This window comes from Rhizobium sp. P1_C7 (genome assembly GCF_056406295.1).
Window position 1 is genome coordinate 139613 of the sequence record NZ_JBFUAL010000002.1, and the last position, 15649, is coordinate 155261.

Here is a 15649-nt window from a genome sequence, read left to right on the forward strand (position 1 = left end):
GAGGATGCGATGGCAGATGCAGTGGTTCTGACGGTTCCGGTCTTCAGTACCCTTTGCAACGAAGCCTTCAAGCTCCGACGTGCCGTCTTCATCGTCGAGCAGAAGGTGCCGGCCGACGAGGAGTTCGACAGCGATGACATCGCCGCGCACCATGTCGTCGCATTGAGGGATGGCGAGGTTTGCGGCACCCTGCGTGTCATCCATACGAACGAGCACGTGAAGATCGGCCGCGTCGCCGTCGATATGGGCGCGCGTGGCCATGGCATTGCCAGTGCGATGCTTGACCACGCGATGAACACACACCGCGCCGCACGCGACAACCGCTTCTATCTGGCCGCCCAGAGCGACAAGGTGGCACTCTATGAACGCTTCGGGTTCAATGCCTTTGGCGACGAGTTTCTCGATGGCGGAATGCCGCATCTGGCGATGAAGAACTATTGATCGGGGCGGGCCTTGGGCAAGGGGACGACACGTCAGCATCACCACCCGGGCGACGGCCGCGCCGCGAGCAGCCTGTCGTCCATCGCGGATATCAGGGCATTCATCGCCGAAAATCTGCATCTTCGACCCGCACCGACGCTGCCGGACATCGTCACCTACATCGCCCACTCGGCAAGTCGCCTGTCGCGTCTCGGTGCGGGCAATTCCGGCGGGCTGCCACCCTACTGGGCCTATAGTTGGGCCGGCGGTACGGTGCTTGCCCACCACTTGTTCAACAATCCTGGATGCATTCGCGGCCGGCGCGTGGTTGATCTCGGCGCCGGCTCGGGAATCGTTGCGATAGCGGCTGCGAAGTGCGGCGCTGCGAGCGTCCTCGCCGCCGATATCGACCCACGTGCGATCGCGGCAATCGGGCTCAATGCCGAGGCCAACGTCGTCACCGTCGATGCGCGGCACGCCGATCTTCTTTCTTCAGCGCCGCCTGACGTGGACATCATTCTCGCCGGCGACGTCTTCTACGAGCAAAGCCTCGCGGGAAGGATGCTCGGCTATCTCAGCGATTGCCGGACCGCGGGTATCGACGTCCTGATCGGCGATCCCCGCAGAACTCCGTTGCCGCAGGAAAGGCTGCGGCTCCTGGCCGAGTATCCGGTGCCTGATTTCGGCGAAGGCTCGAGCGGCGAGGCAACGCTCGCCGGCATCTTCACCATAGACCGTGCGGACTGAATGCGTCAGGCGCAGGCAGCCATCTGCAACGCCTTCAAGATCTCCATCGCCGGATCGGCCTTGTCCGACGGAACGAAGACATGGTCATGGTGATAGGCAGCGACCATGTTGCAGGCAATGCCCGCCCGGCTCAGAGCCGAAGCCACCGCAGCGGTAAGGCCGACACCCTCCAGCGACGAGAAGACTTCGAGAACGATGTGGCGCATCGGCACGGCGCAGTCGAAGCCGAACGCCTCGGCATCGTTGCGGCAAAGAACCAGCGACACACCTTCAGCCTCGCGGAACCATGCCAGCGCCACCGTATTCGCGCGTGCAGCAAGCTGTATATCGCCAGTAGTGCAGAAGATGAATTCCCCCGCTGCAAGGACAGGCGTCATGCCTGCGAGCATGCCCTTCGTATCGCGAACTGTCTGCTGCGTCGCCATCTCTCGATCTCCATGACACCGGTGCCGAAACCTAGCATGAACTCCGACGGATGAGGCGATTGTCGACGCAACATTGGATGCGGGACGAGAGGAGACGGGGCAGGACAGGACAGGACAGGACAGGACAGGTGTCCTAATATTCCTCCAGCTTCATCTTCCCTCCTTTGCTTGTCACAGGAAACCATTCAGGACAAGTCCGCGCCGTGACTACGCCTTGGCGTAGTGAAGAGTTTTACGCACCAAAGAAAGAAAAGTCGGCGACTTAGGCGAAATCCTCTGCCCTGTTCTCCGATTGCACGGCCCGCGATTCTCCCCTCATTCCTGAGGAATGGAGGGGTCTCGGAACGAGGGATGATAACGCGGCGGCGAATCTGCAACATCAGCCACTTAGGCGAAATCCCATCCTCAATTGTCCCCGTTCCCCAAACCCGTGCCTACAATCACCGCGTCCCGTCATCGGATACACCGTAAGGCGTTGCGGCGAGGTGGGCTGGCGCTGGGTGCGGGAGACCGACGAATGCTCTCTCATCCGGGTTCTCAGAACATGGTCTCCCTCCGAAGACGGTGGCCAGAGCGAATGCCTTGCCGAGTTGAGCGACGGATGTGCCCGTGCGGCACCCGAGTTCCCCAGGGGAAGCGCAAGCTTCTCCCCCGGCGAAGTTGAGAAGGGAATGCAGGGGGACCGGAGTTGCGCGAAAAAAACGCCGAACGGGCGCTGGGAACTACGCGACAATTTCCAGCGCCCCGTCCGAGCAAGCATGCATGGTCAAACCACGGTGATAGAGCCGCGTGGTTCCTTGGCGTGTCCACTACCGCGGGACGCGACGATCGACGATATACGGTGTCAGCCGATCAGGTCGGGCCGCAGCAGCATGACGGGGCAGGGGCTGCCGGCAGGCAGCTCCGGTACATGCGGCGGCCGCACGATCAGGCAATCGGCCTGTGCGAAGATCTTCATCATCGAGGAATCCTGCTTACCGAAGGGTTCGGCCAGCAGCGTGCCGGAAGAGGACGTCAGCAGCCGTGCCCGCACATAGTCCTGGCGCTGATCGTTGGCCTTGAGGGTGACGGATGTATTCGCGATCGCGTCCCGCTTCACCGGCGGCAGCGAGGCCAGCTTGCGGATCAACGGTTCGAGGAACAGGATGCCACAAACGAGGCTGGATACCGGATTTCCGGGAAGCCCCAGCACATGCGTTTCGTCGAGGCTGCCGACCATCAGCGGCTTGCCGGGGCGCATGGCAATGCGCCAGAAATAGAGCCTCATGCCGGCGGCAAGAAGCGTTGCCTGCACGAGGTCGTGATCACCAACCGACGCCCCGCCGAGCGTGACGATGACATCGGCCCTCGCCTGCCGGGCACGCTGGACAGCCGCGGTGATTGCCGCCGCGTCGTCGGGTACGATGCCGAGATCCAGCACCTCGGCACCGGCTTTGCGGGCAAGCGCTGCAATGCCGAAGGTGCTGGATGCGATGATCTGCGCCGGCGCCGGCGTGCTGCCTGGGGGCAGGAGCTCGTCGCCTGTGGCCACCAGCGCCACCAGCGGCTTCCGCAAAACGATGAGCGCTGCATGGTTCATGCCGGCGGCAACGGTCAGGCGCGAAAAATCGAGGACCGTTCCGGCCGCAAACACGGCTTCCCCCTCGACGAAATCCTGACCTTCCGGCCGGATGTGTTGGCCCTGGCGCACCGGAAACGTGGTGCGGATACCGCCTTCGATTGTCCCCGCGTCTTCCTGAAGCAATACACTGTCGGCACCTGATGGAACGGGGGCGCCGGTAAAAATGCGAACAGTCTCGCCCCTGCCCACCATACCATCGAACGCATGGCCCGCAGCGGAGGTCCCGATGAGTTTCAGCTCTGCTCCAGGCTCCGGAGCATCCTCCCGCCGAAGCGCATACCCGTCCATGGCGGAAGCGTCGAAAGGAGGTTGCGTCAGGCGCGCCGTGAGATCGATGGCGAGAACCCGGCCGTCCGCGTCGGCAAGCGAGACAGTTTCGGAAGAATCGACCGGTTTCGCCTGCGAAAGCAGGCGTTCCTTTGCGTCGGCCACCGGCAGCAGGCTCATCTGGAATGCTCCGGGTGGTGGAAATTACCGGACTTGCCGCCGGATTTCGCGAGCAGCCTTATGCCGCCGATCTCCATGGCCTTGTCGGCCGCCTTGGCCATGTCGTACACGGTGAGGCATGCGACCGAAACGGCGGTCAACGCCTCCATTTCGACACCGGTCTTGCCGGTCAGCTTCGCGGTCGCGGTGATGCGCAGCCCGGGAAGGGCGGGATCCTCGACGATGTCGACGGACACCTTGGTGAGCATCAACGGATGGCAGAGCGGAATGAGGTTGCTGGTCTGCTTGGCTGCCATGATGCCGGCAAGGCGGGCCGTGCCGATGACGTCGCCCTTCTTTGCATTGCCTTTGCGGATCAGCGTTAGCGTCTCGGGCTCCATCTTCACATGGCCTACGGCTGTCGCGATGCGGACCGTATCGGCCTTGTCGCCGACATCGACCATGTGCGCCTCTCCCGACGCGCCGATATGGGTGAGTCCGGCCTTGCCGCCGCTCATGTCACTCGGCCGCCAGTGCGGCGTCGCCGAAGAGCAGTGCTCGTGTCGCCGCCGCTACATCGTCCTTGCGCATCAGGCTTTCGCCGACGAGGAACGTGTTGATGCCGAAGGCTTCGAGGCGCTTGCAATCGTCATGGGTGAAGACACCGCTTTCGCCGACCAGCAGCCGGTCGTCGGGGACCATGGCAGAGAGCTGCTCGCTGACCGTGAGGCTGACCTCGAAGGTGCGCAGATTGCGGTTGTTGATGCCGATGAGTGGCGACGAGAGCTTCAGTGCCCGTTCCATCTCCTCCGCGTCGTGCACTTCGACAAGCACGTCCATGCCGAGGCCGAAGGCCTCGTCCTGCAGGCGCTCGGCATCGCTGTCGGATAGCGATGCCATGATTAGAAGAATGCAATCGGCACCCCAGGCGCGGGCTTCGTGCACCTGATAGGTCTCAAACATGAAATCCTTGCGTAGTGCCGGCAATGTGCACGCTGCGCGCGCTGCAGTCAGAAACTCCGGCGCACCCTGGAAGCTCGGCGTATCGGTCAGTACCGAGAGGCAGGCTGCGCCACCGAGCTCATAGGCCTTTGCCAGCGACGGCGGTTCGAAATCCGGACGAATCAGTCCCTTCGACGGACTTGCCTTCTTGATCTCGGCGATCAGGCCGTACTGGCCGGCATCACGCTTGGCGACCAGCGACCTGTAGAAACCACGTGGCGAAGATTGATCGGCCTGCATGGCCTTGAGATCGGCAAGCAACACTTTTGCCTTCGCCGCAGCGATCTCTTCGCGCTTGTAGAGTTCGATCTTCTGCAAAATGTCGGTCATGGCTGTATCCTAGAGCAATTTCAGCAAAAGTGCGTAGCGGTTTTGCTGGAATTGCGCAAAAGCAAAACGATAGAGCGTTTTCGCGTTTCAAAGAAACGGAAATGCTCTAGTCGATATCGTTCGACACGGCGACGAGTTTGTCGAGCGCCGAGGCCGTCGCACCGCTGTCGAGCGATACTGTGGCGAGCCGCATACCGTCGCGGAGCGTCTCGGCCTTGCCGGCAATCACCAGTGAGGCAGCGGCATTGGCAAGAGCGATATCGCGATAGGCATTCTTTGCGCCGCTCAGCACGTCGCGCAATGCTGCCGCGTTGACGACGCCGTCGCCGCCCTTGATAGCGTCGAGCTGGCAGGGTTCGACACCGAAATCGGCCGGAGACAGCTCGAACGTTCTGATCTTGCCGCCTTCGAGCGCCGCAACGCTGGTGCTTCCCGTTGTCGTGATCTCGTCAAGTCCGTTGCCGTGAACGACCCAAACGCTTTCGGAACCGAGATCGCGCATCACTTCGGCGATCGGCACCACCCACTGCGGTGCGAAAACGCCAAGCAACTGGCGGCGTACGCCCGCTGGATTGGACAGTGGGCCGAGCAGATTGAAGATCGTACGCGTGCCGAGCTCGACGCGGGAGGGACCGACGTGGCGCATGGCAGAGTGGTGCTGCTGGGCAAACATGAAGCCGACACCGGCCTCGCGAATGCAGCGCGAGATGATCGCAGGGGTTACGTCAAGCTTAACGCCGAGCGCAGCAAGACTATCTGCCGCGCCGGATTTCGAGCTCAGCGCACGGTTCCCGTGCTTGGCGACCGGAACCCCTACGCCGGCGACGATGAGAGCCGCCAGCGTCGAAATGTTGTAGGTGCCGCTCGCGTCGCCGCCGGTGCCGACGATGTCAATGGCATCCACCGGTGCGTCTACCGTGAGCATCTTCGAGCGCATCGTGGTCACCGCCCCGACGATCTCGTCGACGGTCTCGCCGCGAACGCGTAGCGCCATCAGGAAGCCGCCGATCTGCGAAGGTGTTGCCTGACCGGACATCAGAATGTCGAAGGCCTGACGGGCCTCCTCACGGGTCAGGGGCTCGCGGCTTGCAGCCTTGGCCAGAAGCGGCTTCAGATCGGTCATACGGTTTCGCTCTCCTTAGCGGACGGCTGCCTGTTCGGCGAGCGGCTGGTTGATCGACGCGCCATACTGCGTCTGCAGCAGGTTCACCATCTGGTCGAGGATATCATCACCTGCAGCGTTCGCCATCGCAGTGATCTGCTGGTCCTGGTTGTTCAGCACGTCGCCTGTTGGCTCCGTGTTGACTTCCGTCACCTTGAGCAGGATCTGCGTCGTCGCGTCTGCACCGATGGCATTGGCGACGGTACCGACCGGGCCGGAGAAGGCGGCGGTGACACCGGCGCTGCCGAGAACGGCGTCATCCATTCCGCGCGCAATACCGCTCTTGTTTTCGATGGTCAGGCCGAGCGGGCCGGCAATATCAGCAAGCGACGTGCCCTTCTGCGCCTGCTGCTTCAGCTCCTCGGCTTTCTTGGCGAGTTCCGCCTTCTGCTGTTCAGCCGTCCAGTCCGCAACCGCCTTGTCGTGGACTTCGCTCAGCGGACGGTCGCGCTCCGGCGTCACGTCGCGGACATCGAACCACAGGTAGCCATCTGTGCCGATCGACAGTGAAGGCACGTCGGCGCCGGCTTCGGCCCGGAACGCGGCGGCGAGTACCTGCTGCTTGGCTGAGATGTCCTTTACCTCGTTGCCGCTCTTGTCGAGACCGGTCGCATCCACGGCGTCGATGACGACGGCCCTCAGCTTCAGCTGCGTCGCGATTTGTTCGAGCGTCGAGCCGGAGCTGCGCAGGTCTTCGATCTGATCGTGCACGTTGATCAGTTCCTGCGAGGCATTGGAGACTGCCAGCTGCTTGCGGATCTCTTCTTTGACCTCGTCGAGGGTCTTGGTGCTCTCAGGCTTGATGTTGCTGATACGCAGGATCACCGGCCCGAACGTGCCGTCGACGACGGGCGTCGTCCCGGCATTCTTGCCCACGCCAAAGGCGGCGTCCGCGACGGCTTGGTCGGGGACCTTGTCCTTGGCGAATTCGCCAAGGAATACGTCGCTTGCCGTCTTGCCCTGGTCAGTCACCAGTTGGTCGAACGTGGTGCCGGTCTTCATCGCGTTCGCCGCAGCGTTGGCCAGGTCCTTGTTCTGGAAGGTCAGCTGTTCGATCGTTCGGGTCTCCGGCGTCCGGAAGCTATCCTTGCGCTTCTCGAAATCTTCGCGGATCTGATCGTCCGTGACGGAGGCAACGTCGGCAATATCGTCCGGCTGAAGCTTGAGGTACGCGACCTTGCGATATTCAGGCGCGCGAAAGCGCGGCTTTGCGCCTTCGAACCACTTGGAAAGAACGTCGTCTGCCGGCGCCTTGATCGGCTCGATGTTGGCATTGGTCAGAATGAGGTAGTCGATGCCACGGCTTTCCTGACGGTAGAGCTTCAGCGCATCCACGAGCGTCTTAGGCGCCGCAAAGCCATTCGACACCGCATCGACGATCTGGCTGCGGATGGCGACCTTGCTGCGTTCCTTGATATAATCGTCCTCGCGGATACCGGCATTGCGCAGCCTTGATGTGAAAAGCGCGCGGTCGAACTGGCCATTGACGGCCTTGAATGCGGGATCGTCGCCGATCAGCTGTGCAAGACGATCCTGCGAAAGTCCGAGGTTCATGTCGTCTGCCAACTGGTCCAGCGAAGCGCCGGCAACGAGCTGTGCAAGAACCTGCTGCTCAACGCCGAATGCGCGGGCCTGTTCGGGCGTCAGACGCATGCCGAACTGCTGGCTGAGATTGGCCACCTGGCGCTGATAGGCGAGGCGGAACTCGTTCACATCAACATGTTGATCACCGACTGTCACGACCGTGGTGCTATTGCTGCCGGTCAGCAGGGAATGAGAAACACCCCATATGCCGAAGGAGGCGACCAGGAGCAGCATGAGGAGCTTGGCAACCCAAGTCTGGGCAGCTCTTCGCAGAATATCGAACATGGAAACGCAAACCTCGCATTCTATTCGCCCGTTCGCGGGCTAAGGCATTCGACGTTCCTTAGAGCAAAGCTGTCAGGAAATGAAGGGTTATCGCGCGAAAACATCTGCGCTATACCGGCCTGCGTTTCGCAGCCTTTCCGCGCAACAAAAGATGCCGCACCTCGGAACCTTTCGCGGGGTCATTTCGTTGAACTGCATGCCGAAAAAACAGGAGCAGACTATGGCCGATATGAAAACCGCCTCCGCCCAGTCCACAGCCGCGCGCATGAAGGCGGACGTTGCAGCAGACGATCTTTCCGCACAGGTCGCAGCGTTGCGCGACGACCTTGCACGCTTGTCCGAAAGCGTTGTTGCGCTCGGGCAGGGCGCCAAGAGCGCTGTTGCCGACGAAGCGTCGGTCATGACGGAACGTGTGCGTGACAAGGTACGCGAGGAACCATTGTTCGCACTCGCAGTTACCGCCGGGGTCGCCTATTTATTCGGATTGATGAGCCGCAGGTAAGCGGTGGCATCACCTTGATAAGGGTCGGGCGCCAAGCTGCCTGGCCCTTTCGTTTTTGATCACAGTTCACCTACGTATCACTCGTCCCGCCGCGATGAGAATGCAGGACCCCGCAAAAGCCAGCTATGAGATAGCCGAGCCAGTCGCCGGGGACGACGCCGAACCCTGACAGAACGGTGTTGGCGACGATCGCCCCGACGATACCGAGCAGTATATTCATAAGCAAGCCCATGTCGCTGTTCATGAACTTCTCCGCCATCCAACCGGCAAAGCCGCCGATGATGATGGCCGCAATCCATGACGCCCGCGCTTTCCATGGCTATACTTTTTCGAGGAAACGAATGAACTACGCCGAAGATGAAACGACTGAATTCCGATATGATCAGGGGTCAGACGACGCGTGCAAGGTCGTCCGGCAAAGGCACTCCCCACCCAAAGCAGATCGTCCTTCATCAATTCCCGCACGAAAAATAGATAGGCAACACCGCCGATCCCGCAAGCGTGACGGGTAAGAATATCGGTGCAGGTGGATTAAGCGGTCGCTGCGATAAAACGTCGCAGGCAGGCGACGCGCCAAGCGCCATCAGAACCCGACAAAACACAACCTCTGGAAGATTCCGATGAAAAGACTCGACGCCATGTCGAGTAGGTCCGTCAGCTCGCCAAGCCGCGGGCGAGATGCGACCAATGCCCAGTTGTCGCAATCCAGCACCGAAAGCTCAATGGCTGAATCCAAGCGTATGACATATTATGGTTTGCAAACATCATGGTAGATCGAAAATGGCTCCATCGGGACGACCTTCCGGCGATTGCAGGCGACGATGATTCAACGTGCTGGACCCGCTTCCTTCTCGTAGCATCGGGTGCGAACGAAACGGCGACTGCCTTCCGTGGAGTGTCGTCAAAATACCGCAGCGGCTGCCGAAACCTATCTTTCTTTCAGCAATCGCTTGCTCAACCTCTAATCTATGTCATGCTAGGCTCTTGAAAATGAGGGGTACCAATGATGATCAATCTTCAGTCGGTTCAGGGCGAGGTTGCCCACGATCAACGCTTGCTCGATTGCCGGGCGGATGTGGAACCTGCACTTCTTCAAATCATCCATGAGGCGAAGCAGAAAGGCTGGGCGCCTGCTGAAGTGGCGATGGCAATCGCCGACGCGGCTGACGACTACATTCTGCTTTTGGCGAACCGCAAGACGACGTCGCATTGAGATGGCGTCCTGTCGCTCAGTGGCAGGTCGGACAGGCTTGAGCGTCCATATTTATCCGTCAGAGAACGCGATCGGTGTATGCACCCCGTCGCGCCGGTTGACGATGCGAGCGTAGTGGCTATAAAGCCTCACGAACTAGATCTGCCATTCAATCTGCATGCGGTGCTTCAAGTGGGCGGTGTGCGGAGCGGGATCGGATCGACGTGATGGAAGAGTGTCCGAGTGGTTTAAGGAACCGGTCTTGAAAACCGGCGTGCGGGAGACCGTACCGTGGGTTCGAATCCCACCTCTTCCGCCAAATTCATATAAAACTAGATGCCCGGGTTGAATTTATTGGGTGACGCCATGAACGCGGCTGGCTCTGTGAGCATCAGGCGGCTAGGCTGAATGACCGGCACGGGCAACGACCACCCAGGAGTGCGGGATTGCCGCGATCTTTCATTGCAGTTTACAGCTAAGGGACTCCCGTGAACAGCATTCCTGATCTCGTAGCGTCGGCCACGACAGTTCACGATCGATATCGCGCCGGTCGCATGGAACGCGAAACGGTTCGAGAGTGGGCAACGAGGCTGGGTGCCTATCCTGCTCCGCACGGCGACCGTGTACGGGAGGCGGCCGAGTGGTTCCGTATCAACAACATCGAACCCGTCTCGGATGAGATGAGGCTGGAAGATCTCGAGCGACTTGCGGCAATCTTCTCCATCTGACCGACGAAGGCTGTCGCCCCGGCGGCGGAGGGTCTCGAAAGCTACATTAGTGATCTATTAACCATATTAATTAGAATTGTTGCTATCTCGCCGAAAGTTTTCGCAAAATAGCCACGAAAGCGGCATGATTAAAGTCTCGTTAGGTTGATCGCATTAGGGGTGTTTTGCCCATGGGGGCGGATTTCTTAACCATAATGGTCTTGAGCGCGGCGTGGGATATATGAGACGAGACTTCGGGGCGGCGTCATTCGCAACGGGAATGCGATGGGTGGGGCTATCGCTGGTCTGTGCGACGGTTACGGCTTGCGGCACTGCACCCTCCGCCCCGGCGAAACGAACTCACGGCAAGGAATACTTCTCCGAGAAGGAATACGGCGTCAAGGCGAGCCCTCGCGTTGCGAGCGGGGACAATATTCCGAAGGGTGGAGGTCGCTATCTCGTCGGCAATCCTTATGTGGTCAAGGGTAAGTGGTACTATCCCAAGGAAGACTTCTCTTACAACAAGGTGGGTATGGCTTCCTGGTACGGCTCGGCCTTTCACGGCCGCCTGACGGCCAACGGTGAAGTCTACGATCAGATGCACCTTTCTGCTGCGCACCCCACCTTTCCGCTGCCGAGCTATGCCCGCGTGACTAATGTCGAGACCGGCTCGTCCGTCATCGTTCGCGTCAACGACCGCGGACCGTATCATGAGGGGCGTCTGATCGATCTGTCGAACAAAACGGCTGACATGCTGGATCTGCAACACAGCGGCACCGGCAAGGTGCGAGTCCAGTATGTCGGCCGCGCCCGCATGGACGGACACGACATGCCCTACCTGATGGCCTCCTACGTGCCGAAGGGCAGCCGTATTCCGGGCATCAATCCCGGCGGTGGTCAGATTGCGAGCGGCGTCATGGTCGCATCCAACAGCAAGCGCATTACGGCCGACGAGATCCAGAGCTTCGGTGGCTTTACGCCGCCGCAGCCCGAAAACGTGCCGGTTCCCATGTCTGCGACATCCTATGCCGGCCCGACGCCGAGCGCCCAGTACAATGCAGCGCCGGTCCCGCGGCCAATGCCGTCGCAGTCATCTGGTGCCGTCGTGCAACCGTTCGACCAGATGGTCGTCCTTCCTGAAATTGGCCCGCGCCCCTACGAGCGTCCCTATGGATGGCAGCAGGGAGGTTCGCTCGCCATGGGTTACCAGGAAGACGTCGTGAAGACGGTCACCGTCGATCTTGCCTTTGATGCTGTTATGGTGCGCAACGACGGCCTGACCGAAGAGTCCATCCTCGCTTCGTTCAAGCGTCAGGGACCCACAGAACCCGCGATGAAGTGATATGCTTCGATGATTATTCCAGGGGTCTGGTCGACGAGGGTTTTGGATGTTGAAACGTGTGCTTTGCCTCACTGGCTGTCTGCTGTCGTTCTCGACAGGAGCTATCGGGGCTGTGGCCGAGTCCAATCCCGGTTTTGTGACCAAGGCTGCCCAGGCCTACATGATCGAAGCGTCGACCGGCACGGTGTTGCTGGCGAAGAATGAGAACCAGACTTTCTCACCGGCATCCCTCGCCAAGCTGATGACGGTGGAGCTTGTCTTCGACGCGTTGACGAAGGGCCAGGTTTCGCTCGATACACAGTATCCCGTGTCTGAGTATGCCTGGCGAACAGGCGGCGCCCCGTCGCGCGCGGCAACTATGTTCGCGGCGCTCAAGTCGAGCGTGCGGGTCGAGGATCTTGTCAAGGGCATCGCCATTCAGGGGGCCAACGACAGCTGCATCATCTTGGCAGAGGGGATGAGCGGCGGCGAGCCTGCGTTTGCCGAGGCGATGACGCGCCGTGCAAGAATACTCGGCATGCAACGGTCGATCTTTGGCAATTCAACCGGGCTTCCTGACGGCAAGAGCAAGACGACCGCCTTCGACATGGTGACGCTTGCCGTGCAATTGCAGCAGGCTTATCCTGACTTTTATCCCTACTTCGCTCTGCCCGATTTCGAGTGGAACAAGATTTTCCAGCGCAATCGTAATCCCTTGCTCGGCTTCGGCCTGGGCGTTGACGGCCTGGCGACCGGCTTTGCCGAAGGCGAGGGCTATTCGATCGTGGTTTCCGCCGAGCGCAATGGTCGTCGGCTATTCATGACGCTCGGCGGTATAGCCTCCGACAAGGAGCGCGCCGAGGAGGCAAAGCGGGTCCTCGAATGGGGGCTGGGCGCGTTCGAGATCCGGCAGCTGTTCGCCGACAAAGAGGTGGTCGGCACGGCGAGGGTTTACGGCGGCGCGTCGCGCAGTATCGATCTCATCGCCAAGAGCGCCGTAAGCGTTTACATCCCGGTCAACAATCCCGATCGGCTCGCCGCACGGATCGTCTATCACTGGCCTATGACCGCGCCCGTAGCGGCCGATCGCGAAGCAGGCACGCTGCGCATATATGCGGGCGCACGGCTGCTTCGCGAAGTTCCGCTGTACACCAAGGACGCCGTCGAGGCGGGTTCGTTGAGCAGCCGTGCGGTCGATGCGCTGCTGGAGCTCGGCGAGTCGCTTCTCTTTTCCTGGTTGTGGGACAAGCCCGAGCCCACGTGATCGCCATATTCGCTGTTCACTGTGAGGCGAACCACCACCGAGTTGGCGGCGGGGCGGTTCCGCTCACGTTGATCTTCCGCTAGATATACGACAGTGGCGCAGCGCGGGCGTCGAAATGCAGGAACTTGTCATTGTCATCCGGTACTGGATTGCTTGTTACATTTGAGGGCGGTGAAGGCGCGGGAAAATCGACCCAGATTCGTCGCCTCGCGGAAGCTCTGCGTTCGGGAGGCTATGACGTGCTTCTGACGCGTGAGCCTGGTGGATCGCCCGGTGCGGAAGCGGTGCGTCACGTGCTTCTGTCGGGTGCTGCAGAGTCTTTCGGCACGAGGATGGAAGCGATCCTCTTTGCTGCGGCCCGTAACGATCACGTTGAGGAAGTCATTCGGCCGGCACTCAATGACGGCAAAGTGGTGCTTTGCGACCGTTTCATGGATTCTTCCCGTGTCTATCAAGGCGTGACGGGAAACCTGCAGGCGGAATTCATCGAGACGCTGCAACGTGTAGCAGTCGATGGCGTCGTTCCGGACTGCACGCTCATTCTCGATCTGCCGGCGCGGGCCGGGTTGGCGCGTGCACAAAAGCGTGGAGCCGCGGGCGACGTGCTCCCGGATCGGTTCGAGAAGGAGGAGTTGGATACGCACGAGAAGCGCCGCGAAGCTTTTCTCGACATCGCAGCCAGAGAGCCCGAGCGTTGCCATGTCGTCGATGCGTTGCAGACGGAAGAGGCCATCGCCGGCGAGATCCTCGCGATTGTAGAACAGCGGCTGGCGGTACGAAACACGCGGAATATGGCGGAAGCAGCCCATGAGTGACGAACGGCCTGGTCTCCTCGACGGCGCCATCTGGCCGCCGGAAAACCTGAAACTCTTTGGACATGAGGATGCGGAAGCGTTTCTGGCGCAATCGTACCGCTCGGGTAGGGGGCATCATGCTGTATTGATCGAGGGTCCGCCGGGGATCGGGAAAGCGACGCTCGCTTTCCGCTTCGCGAACCATGTGCTCTCCCACTCGGATCCAGAAGCTGCGCCCGAGGCGATCGCTGATCCCGATCCGAACTCGCCTGTGAGCCGTCAGATTGCCTCGGGTGCCTCGCATAATTTGCTCTATCTCGCACGCCCGGTCGATGAGAGGACCGGGAAGGTCAAATCGGCTATTACAGTCGACGAAGTCCGGCGTGCAGGCCGCTTTTTTTCGCAGACATCGGGCACCGGAAACTGGCGTATCGTCATCATCGATCCCGCCGACGATATGAACCGCAGCGCGGCGAATGCCATTCTGAAGATTCTGGAAGAGCCGCCGAAGCGAGCGCTGTTTCTTCTGATCTCGCATGCCCCGGGCAAGCTGTTGCCGACGATCCGCTCTCGTTGCCTGCCGCTGAAGCTCGCGCCTCTGGGCGATGAAGCCCTCTGTAATGCATTGGCGAACCTCGGCATCGACGCCGGTGATGGAGACCTGCTCGCAACCGCCAACGGCAGTGTCGGCGAGGCATTGAAGCTCGTGAACTACGGCGGCGTGGAGATCATTGCCGCCTACAACGACGTCCTGACGTCGCAGGGACCGTCAGCACGCAAGGCGATGCACCGGCTGGCTGACGCGATCTCCGGCAAGGATAGCGAAACGATCTTCGAGTTCTTCACCAACCATGTAGGTGATGATCTGATTCAGAAGGCTCGCGCGGCGGCCATGGCGGGGCAGGTGGCGGCGGCCGAGAGGCTCTCACGCCTCCATTCGGACATTGTAGAACGGCTGACGGTGTCCGACGCGTACAATCTCGATCGTAAGCAGACAGTTCTGAGTATACTCGGCGAGATCAAGGAGCCGGGTCCCTGATCATCCGGCCAGTAGTTTCCAGGCAACGACGGCAAGCGTGGCGGCGAGCACGAGGCGGATCGTCCGCTCGTGCAGCTTCGGCGCCAGCAGGCTGCCGGCAATGATTCCGGGGATCGATCCGACGAGTAGGGCCAACAGGATTCCCCAGTCGATTTCTCCGATCATCCAATAACCCATGCCGCCGATCAGCGTGAGCGGGACCGCGTGCACAATATCGGAGCCGACGATTTCACGAACGTCAAGGCGTGGGTAAAGGATCAAGAGAACAGTCACCCCGAGAGCGCCGGCGCCGACCGACGTGAGGGTTACCAGAACGCCGAGCGCCAAGCCAAGCAGCGTCGTCAGGATGGCGATCGCTGCGGGCCGCATCGGGCGGCGGTCGCCCATCCTGCGCTGGACCAGCGCGAGCACCTGCCGGCGAAACACCAGCATGAAAGCTGTCATGACCAAAAGCCAGGCAAGAGCTGTCGTAATCGTGTGGGCAACTTCGACGCCTTTGCGGTCTACCCCTGCAATCAGCCAGAGCATAAGCAGAGCGGCCGGAACACTGCCGGCGGCAAGGCAGCCGACGATGCGCCAGTTGATCCGGCCATGCATGCCGTGAACCGCGGTTCCGGCAGACTTGGTTACCGCGGCGTAAAGCAGGTCGGTGCCGACTGCCGTCGCAGGGTGAATTCCGAACAGGAGAACCAGCAATGGCGTCATAAGTGAGCCGCCCCCGACCCCGGTGATGCCGACGAGCGCGCCGACAAGTAGTCCCGAAAGCGAGTAGAGGGGACTAAAGCTGGATAGGGTCAAGCCGACGGCCTCGGGCTTTGGCGTGAAACG

Annotated in this window: 16 protein-coding genes, 1 tRNA gene and 1 pseudogene; 10 read left to right on the forward strand and 8 right to left on the reverse strand. The window is 60.8% G+C overall.

What is annotated here, in order from left to right:
* Positions 1 to 9 precede the first annotated feature (9 nt).
* Together AC1D2R_RS03795 and AC1D2R_RS03800 are read left to right on the forward strand one after the other, a co-directional pair.
* The gene (locus AC1D2R_RS03795) at positions 10 to 441 is read left to right on the forward strand and encodes a GNAT family N-acetyltransferase (protein ID WP_477964918.1); all 432 of its coding nucleotides are present in this window, start codon (positions 10 to 12) and stop codon (positions 439 to 441) included.
* Positions 442 to 513: 72 nt separating this feature from the next.
* Entirely contained in the window at positions 514 to 1167 is a 654-nt protein-coding gene (locus tag AC1D2R_RS03800; RefSeq protein ID WP_477965391.1) for a class I SAM-dependent methyltransferase, read from the forward strand.
* A 5-nt stretch (positions 1168 to 1172) separates the two neighbouring features.
* Here AC1D2R_RS03800 and AC1D2R_RS03805 read toward each other — a convergent pair whose 3' ends face one another.
* The 6 genes from AC1D2R_RS03805 to AC1D2R_RS03830 form a co-directional block, all read right to left on the reverse strand.
* A complete protein-coding gene (locus tag AC1D2R_RS03805) occupies positions 1173 to 1592 on the reverse strand; it encodes an ACT domain-containing protein (protein ID WP_477964920.1) in 420 nt (139 codons plus the stop codon).
* A gap of 844 nt (positions 1593 to 2436) precedes the next feature.
* Positions 2437 to 3660 carry a molybdopterin molybdotransferase MoeA gene (locus AC1D2R_RS03810; protein WP_477964922.1) on the reverse strand — a complete coding sequence of 408 codons (1224 nt, stop codon included), beginning with the start codon at positions 3658 to 3660 and terminating at the stop codon, positions 2437 to 2439.
* The gene (gene moaC, locus AC1D2R_RS03815; protein ID WP_477964924.1) at positions 3657 to 4157 is read right to left on the reverse strand and encodes a cyclic pyranopterin monophosphate synthase MoaC; all 501 of its coding nucleotides are present in this window, start codon (positions 4155 to 4157) and stop codon (positions 3657 to 3659) included. The genes AC1D2R_RS03810 and moaC overlap by 4 nt, the downstream gene beginning before the upstream one ends.
* A gap of 1 nt (position 4158) precedes the next feature.
* On the reverse strand, positions 4159 to 4971 hold the full coding sequence (trpC, locus tag AC1D2R_RS03820; protein ID WP_477964926.1) for an indole-3-glycerol phosphate synthase TrpC: 813 nt from the start codon (positions 4969 to 4971) through the stop codon (positions 4159 to 4161).
* Positions 4972 to 5077: 106 nt separating this feature from the next.
* Entirely contained in the window at positions 5078 to 6094 is a 1017-nt protein-coding gene (trpD, locus tag AC1D2R_RS03825; RefSeq protein ID WP_477964928.1) for an anthranilate phosphoribosyltransferase, read from the reverse strand.
* Positions 6095 to 6109: 15 nt separating this feature from the next.
* Positions 6110 to 8002 (reverse strand): peptidylprolyl isomerase, encoded by a 1893-nt coding sequence (locus AC1D2R_RS03830; protein ID WP_477964930.1) that lies wholly within the window; start codon positions 8000 to 8002, stop codon positions 6110 to 6112.
* A 220-nt stretch (positions 8003 to 8222) separates the two neighbouring features.
* On the opposite strand from AC1D2R_RS03830, the gene AC1D2R_RS03835 reads away from it, so the two are divergent.
* Positions 8223 to 8504, forward strand: coding sequence for a hypothetical protein (locus AC1D2R_RS03835; protein ID WP_477964932.1), 282 nt, complete (start codon positions 8223 to 8225; stop codon positions 8502 to 8504).
* A gap of 66 nt (positions 8505 to 8570) precedes the next feature.
* Here AC1D2R_RS03835 and AC1D2R_RS03840 read toward each other — a convergent pair.
* Positions 8571 to 8821, reverse strand: a pseudogene (locus AC1D2R_RS03840) (GlsB/YeaQ/YmgE family stress response membrane protein).
* A 689-nt stretch (positions 8822 to 9510) separates the two neighbouring features.
* On the opposite strand from AC1D2R_RS03840, the gene AC1D2R_RS03845 reads away from it, so the two are divergent.
* From AC1D2R_RS03845 to AC1D2R_RS03875, 7 genes are all read left to right on the forward strand, one after another.
* Positions 9511 to 9717 (forward strand): hypothetical protein, encoded by a 207-nt coding sequence (locus AC1D2R_RS03845; protein WP_477965393.1) that lies wholly within the window; start codon positions 9511 to 9513, stop codon positions 9715 to 9717.
* A gap of 208 nt (positions 9718 to 9925) precedes the next feature.
* Positions 9926 to 10015 (forward strand) — tRNA-Ser (locus tag AC1D2R_RS03850).
* A 169-nt stretch (positions 10016 to 10184) separates the two neighbouring features.
* Positions 10185 to 10424: a hypothetical protein gene (locus AC1D2R_RS03855; RefSeq protein ID WP_477964934.1), complete on the forward strand. Its 240-nt coding sequence runs from the start codon at positions 10185 to 10187 to the stop codon at positions 10422 to 10424.
* A 220-nt stretch (positions 10425 to 10644) separates the two neighbouring features.
* Positions 10645 to 11745, forward strand: a complete 1101-nt coding sequence (locus tag AC1D2R_RS03860; protein ID WP_477964936.1) for a septal ring lytic transglycosylase RlpA family protein — start codon at positions 10645 to 10647, stop codon at positions 11743 to 11745.
* A gap of 46 nt (positions 11746 to 11791) precedes the next feature.
* A complete protein-coding gene (locus AC1D2R_RS03865) occupies positions 11792 to 12988 on the forward strand; it encodes a D-alanyl-D-alanine carboxypeptidase family protein (RefSeq protein WP_477964938.1) in 1197 nt (398 codons plus the stop codon).
* A gap of 131 nt (positions 12989 to 13119) precedes the next feature.
* Entirely contained in the window at positions 13120 to 13803 is a 684-nt protein-coding gene (tmk, locus tag AC1D2R_RS03870; protein ID WP_477964940.1) for a dTMP kinase, read from the forward strand.
* Complete coding sequence (locus AC1D2R_RS03875; protein ID WP_477964942.1) at positions 13796 to 14821, forward strand: DNA polymerase III subunit delta'; 1026 nt, start codon at positions 13796 to 13798, stop codon at positions 14819 to 14821. Before tmk ends, AC1D2R_RS03875 begins: the two co-directional genes overlap by 8 nt.
* Here AC1D2R_RS03875 and AC1D2R_RS03880 read toward each other — a convergent pair whose 3' ends face one another.
* Positions 14822 to 15619 (reverse strand): sulfite exporter TauE/SafE family protein, encoded by a 798-nt coding sequence (locus AC1D2R_RS03880; protein ID WP_477964944.1) that lies wholly within the window; start codon positions 15617 to 15619, stop codon positions 14822 to 14824.
* Positions 15620 to 15649 lie beyond the last annotated feature (30 nt).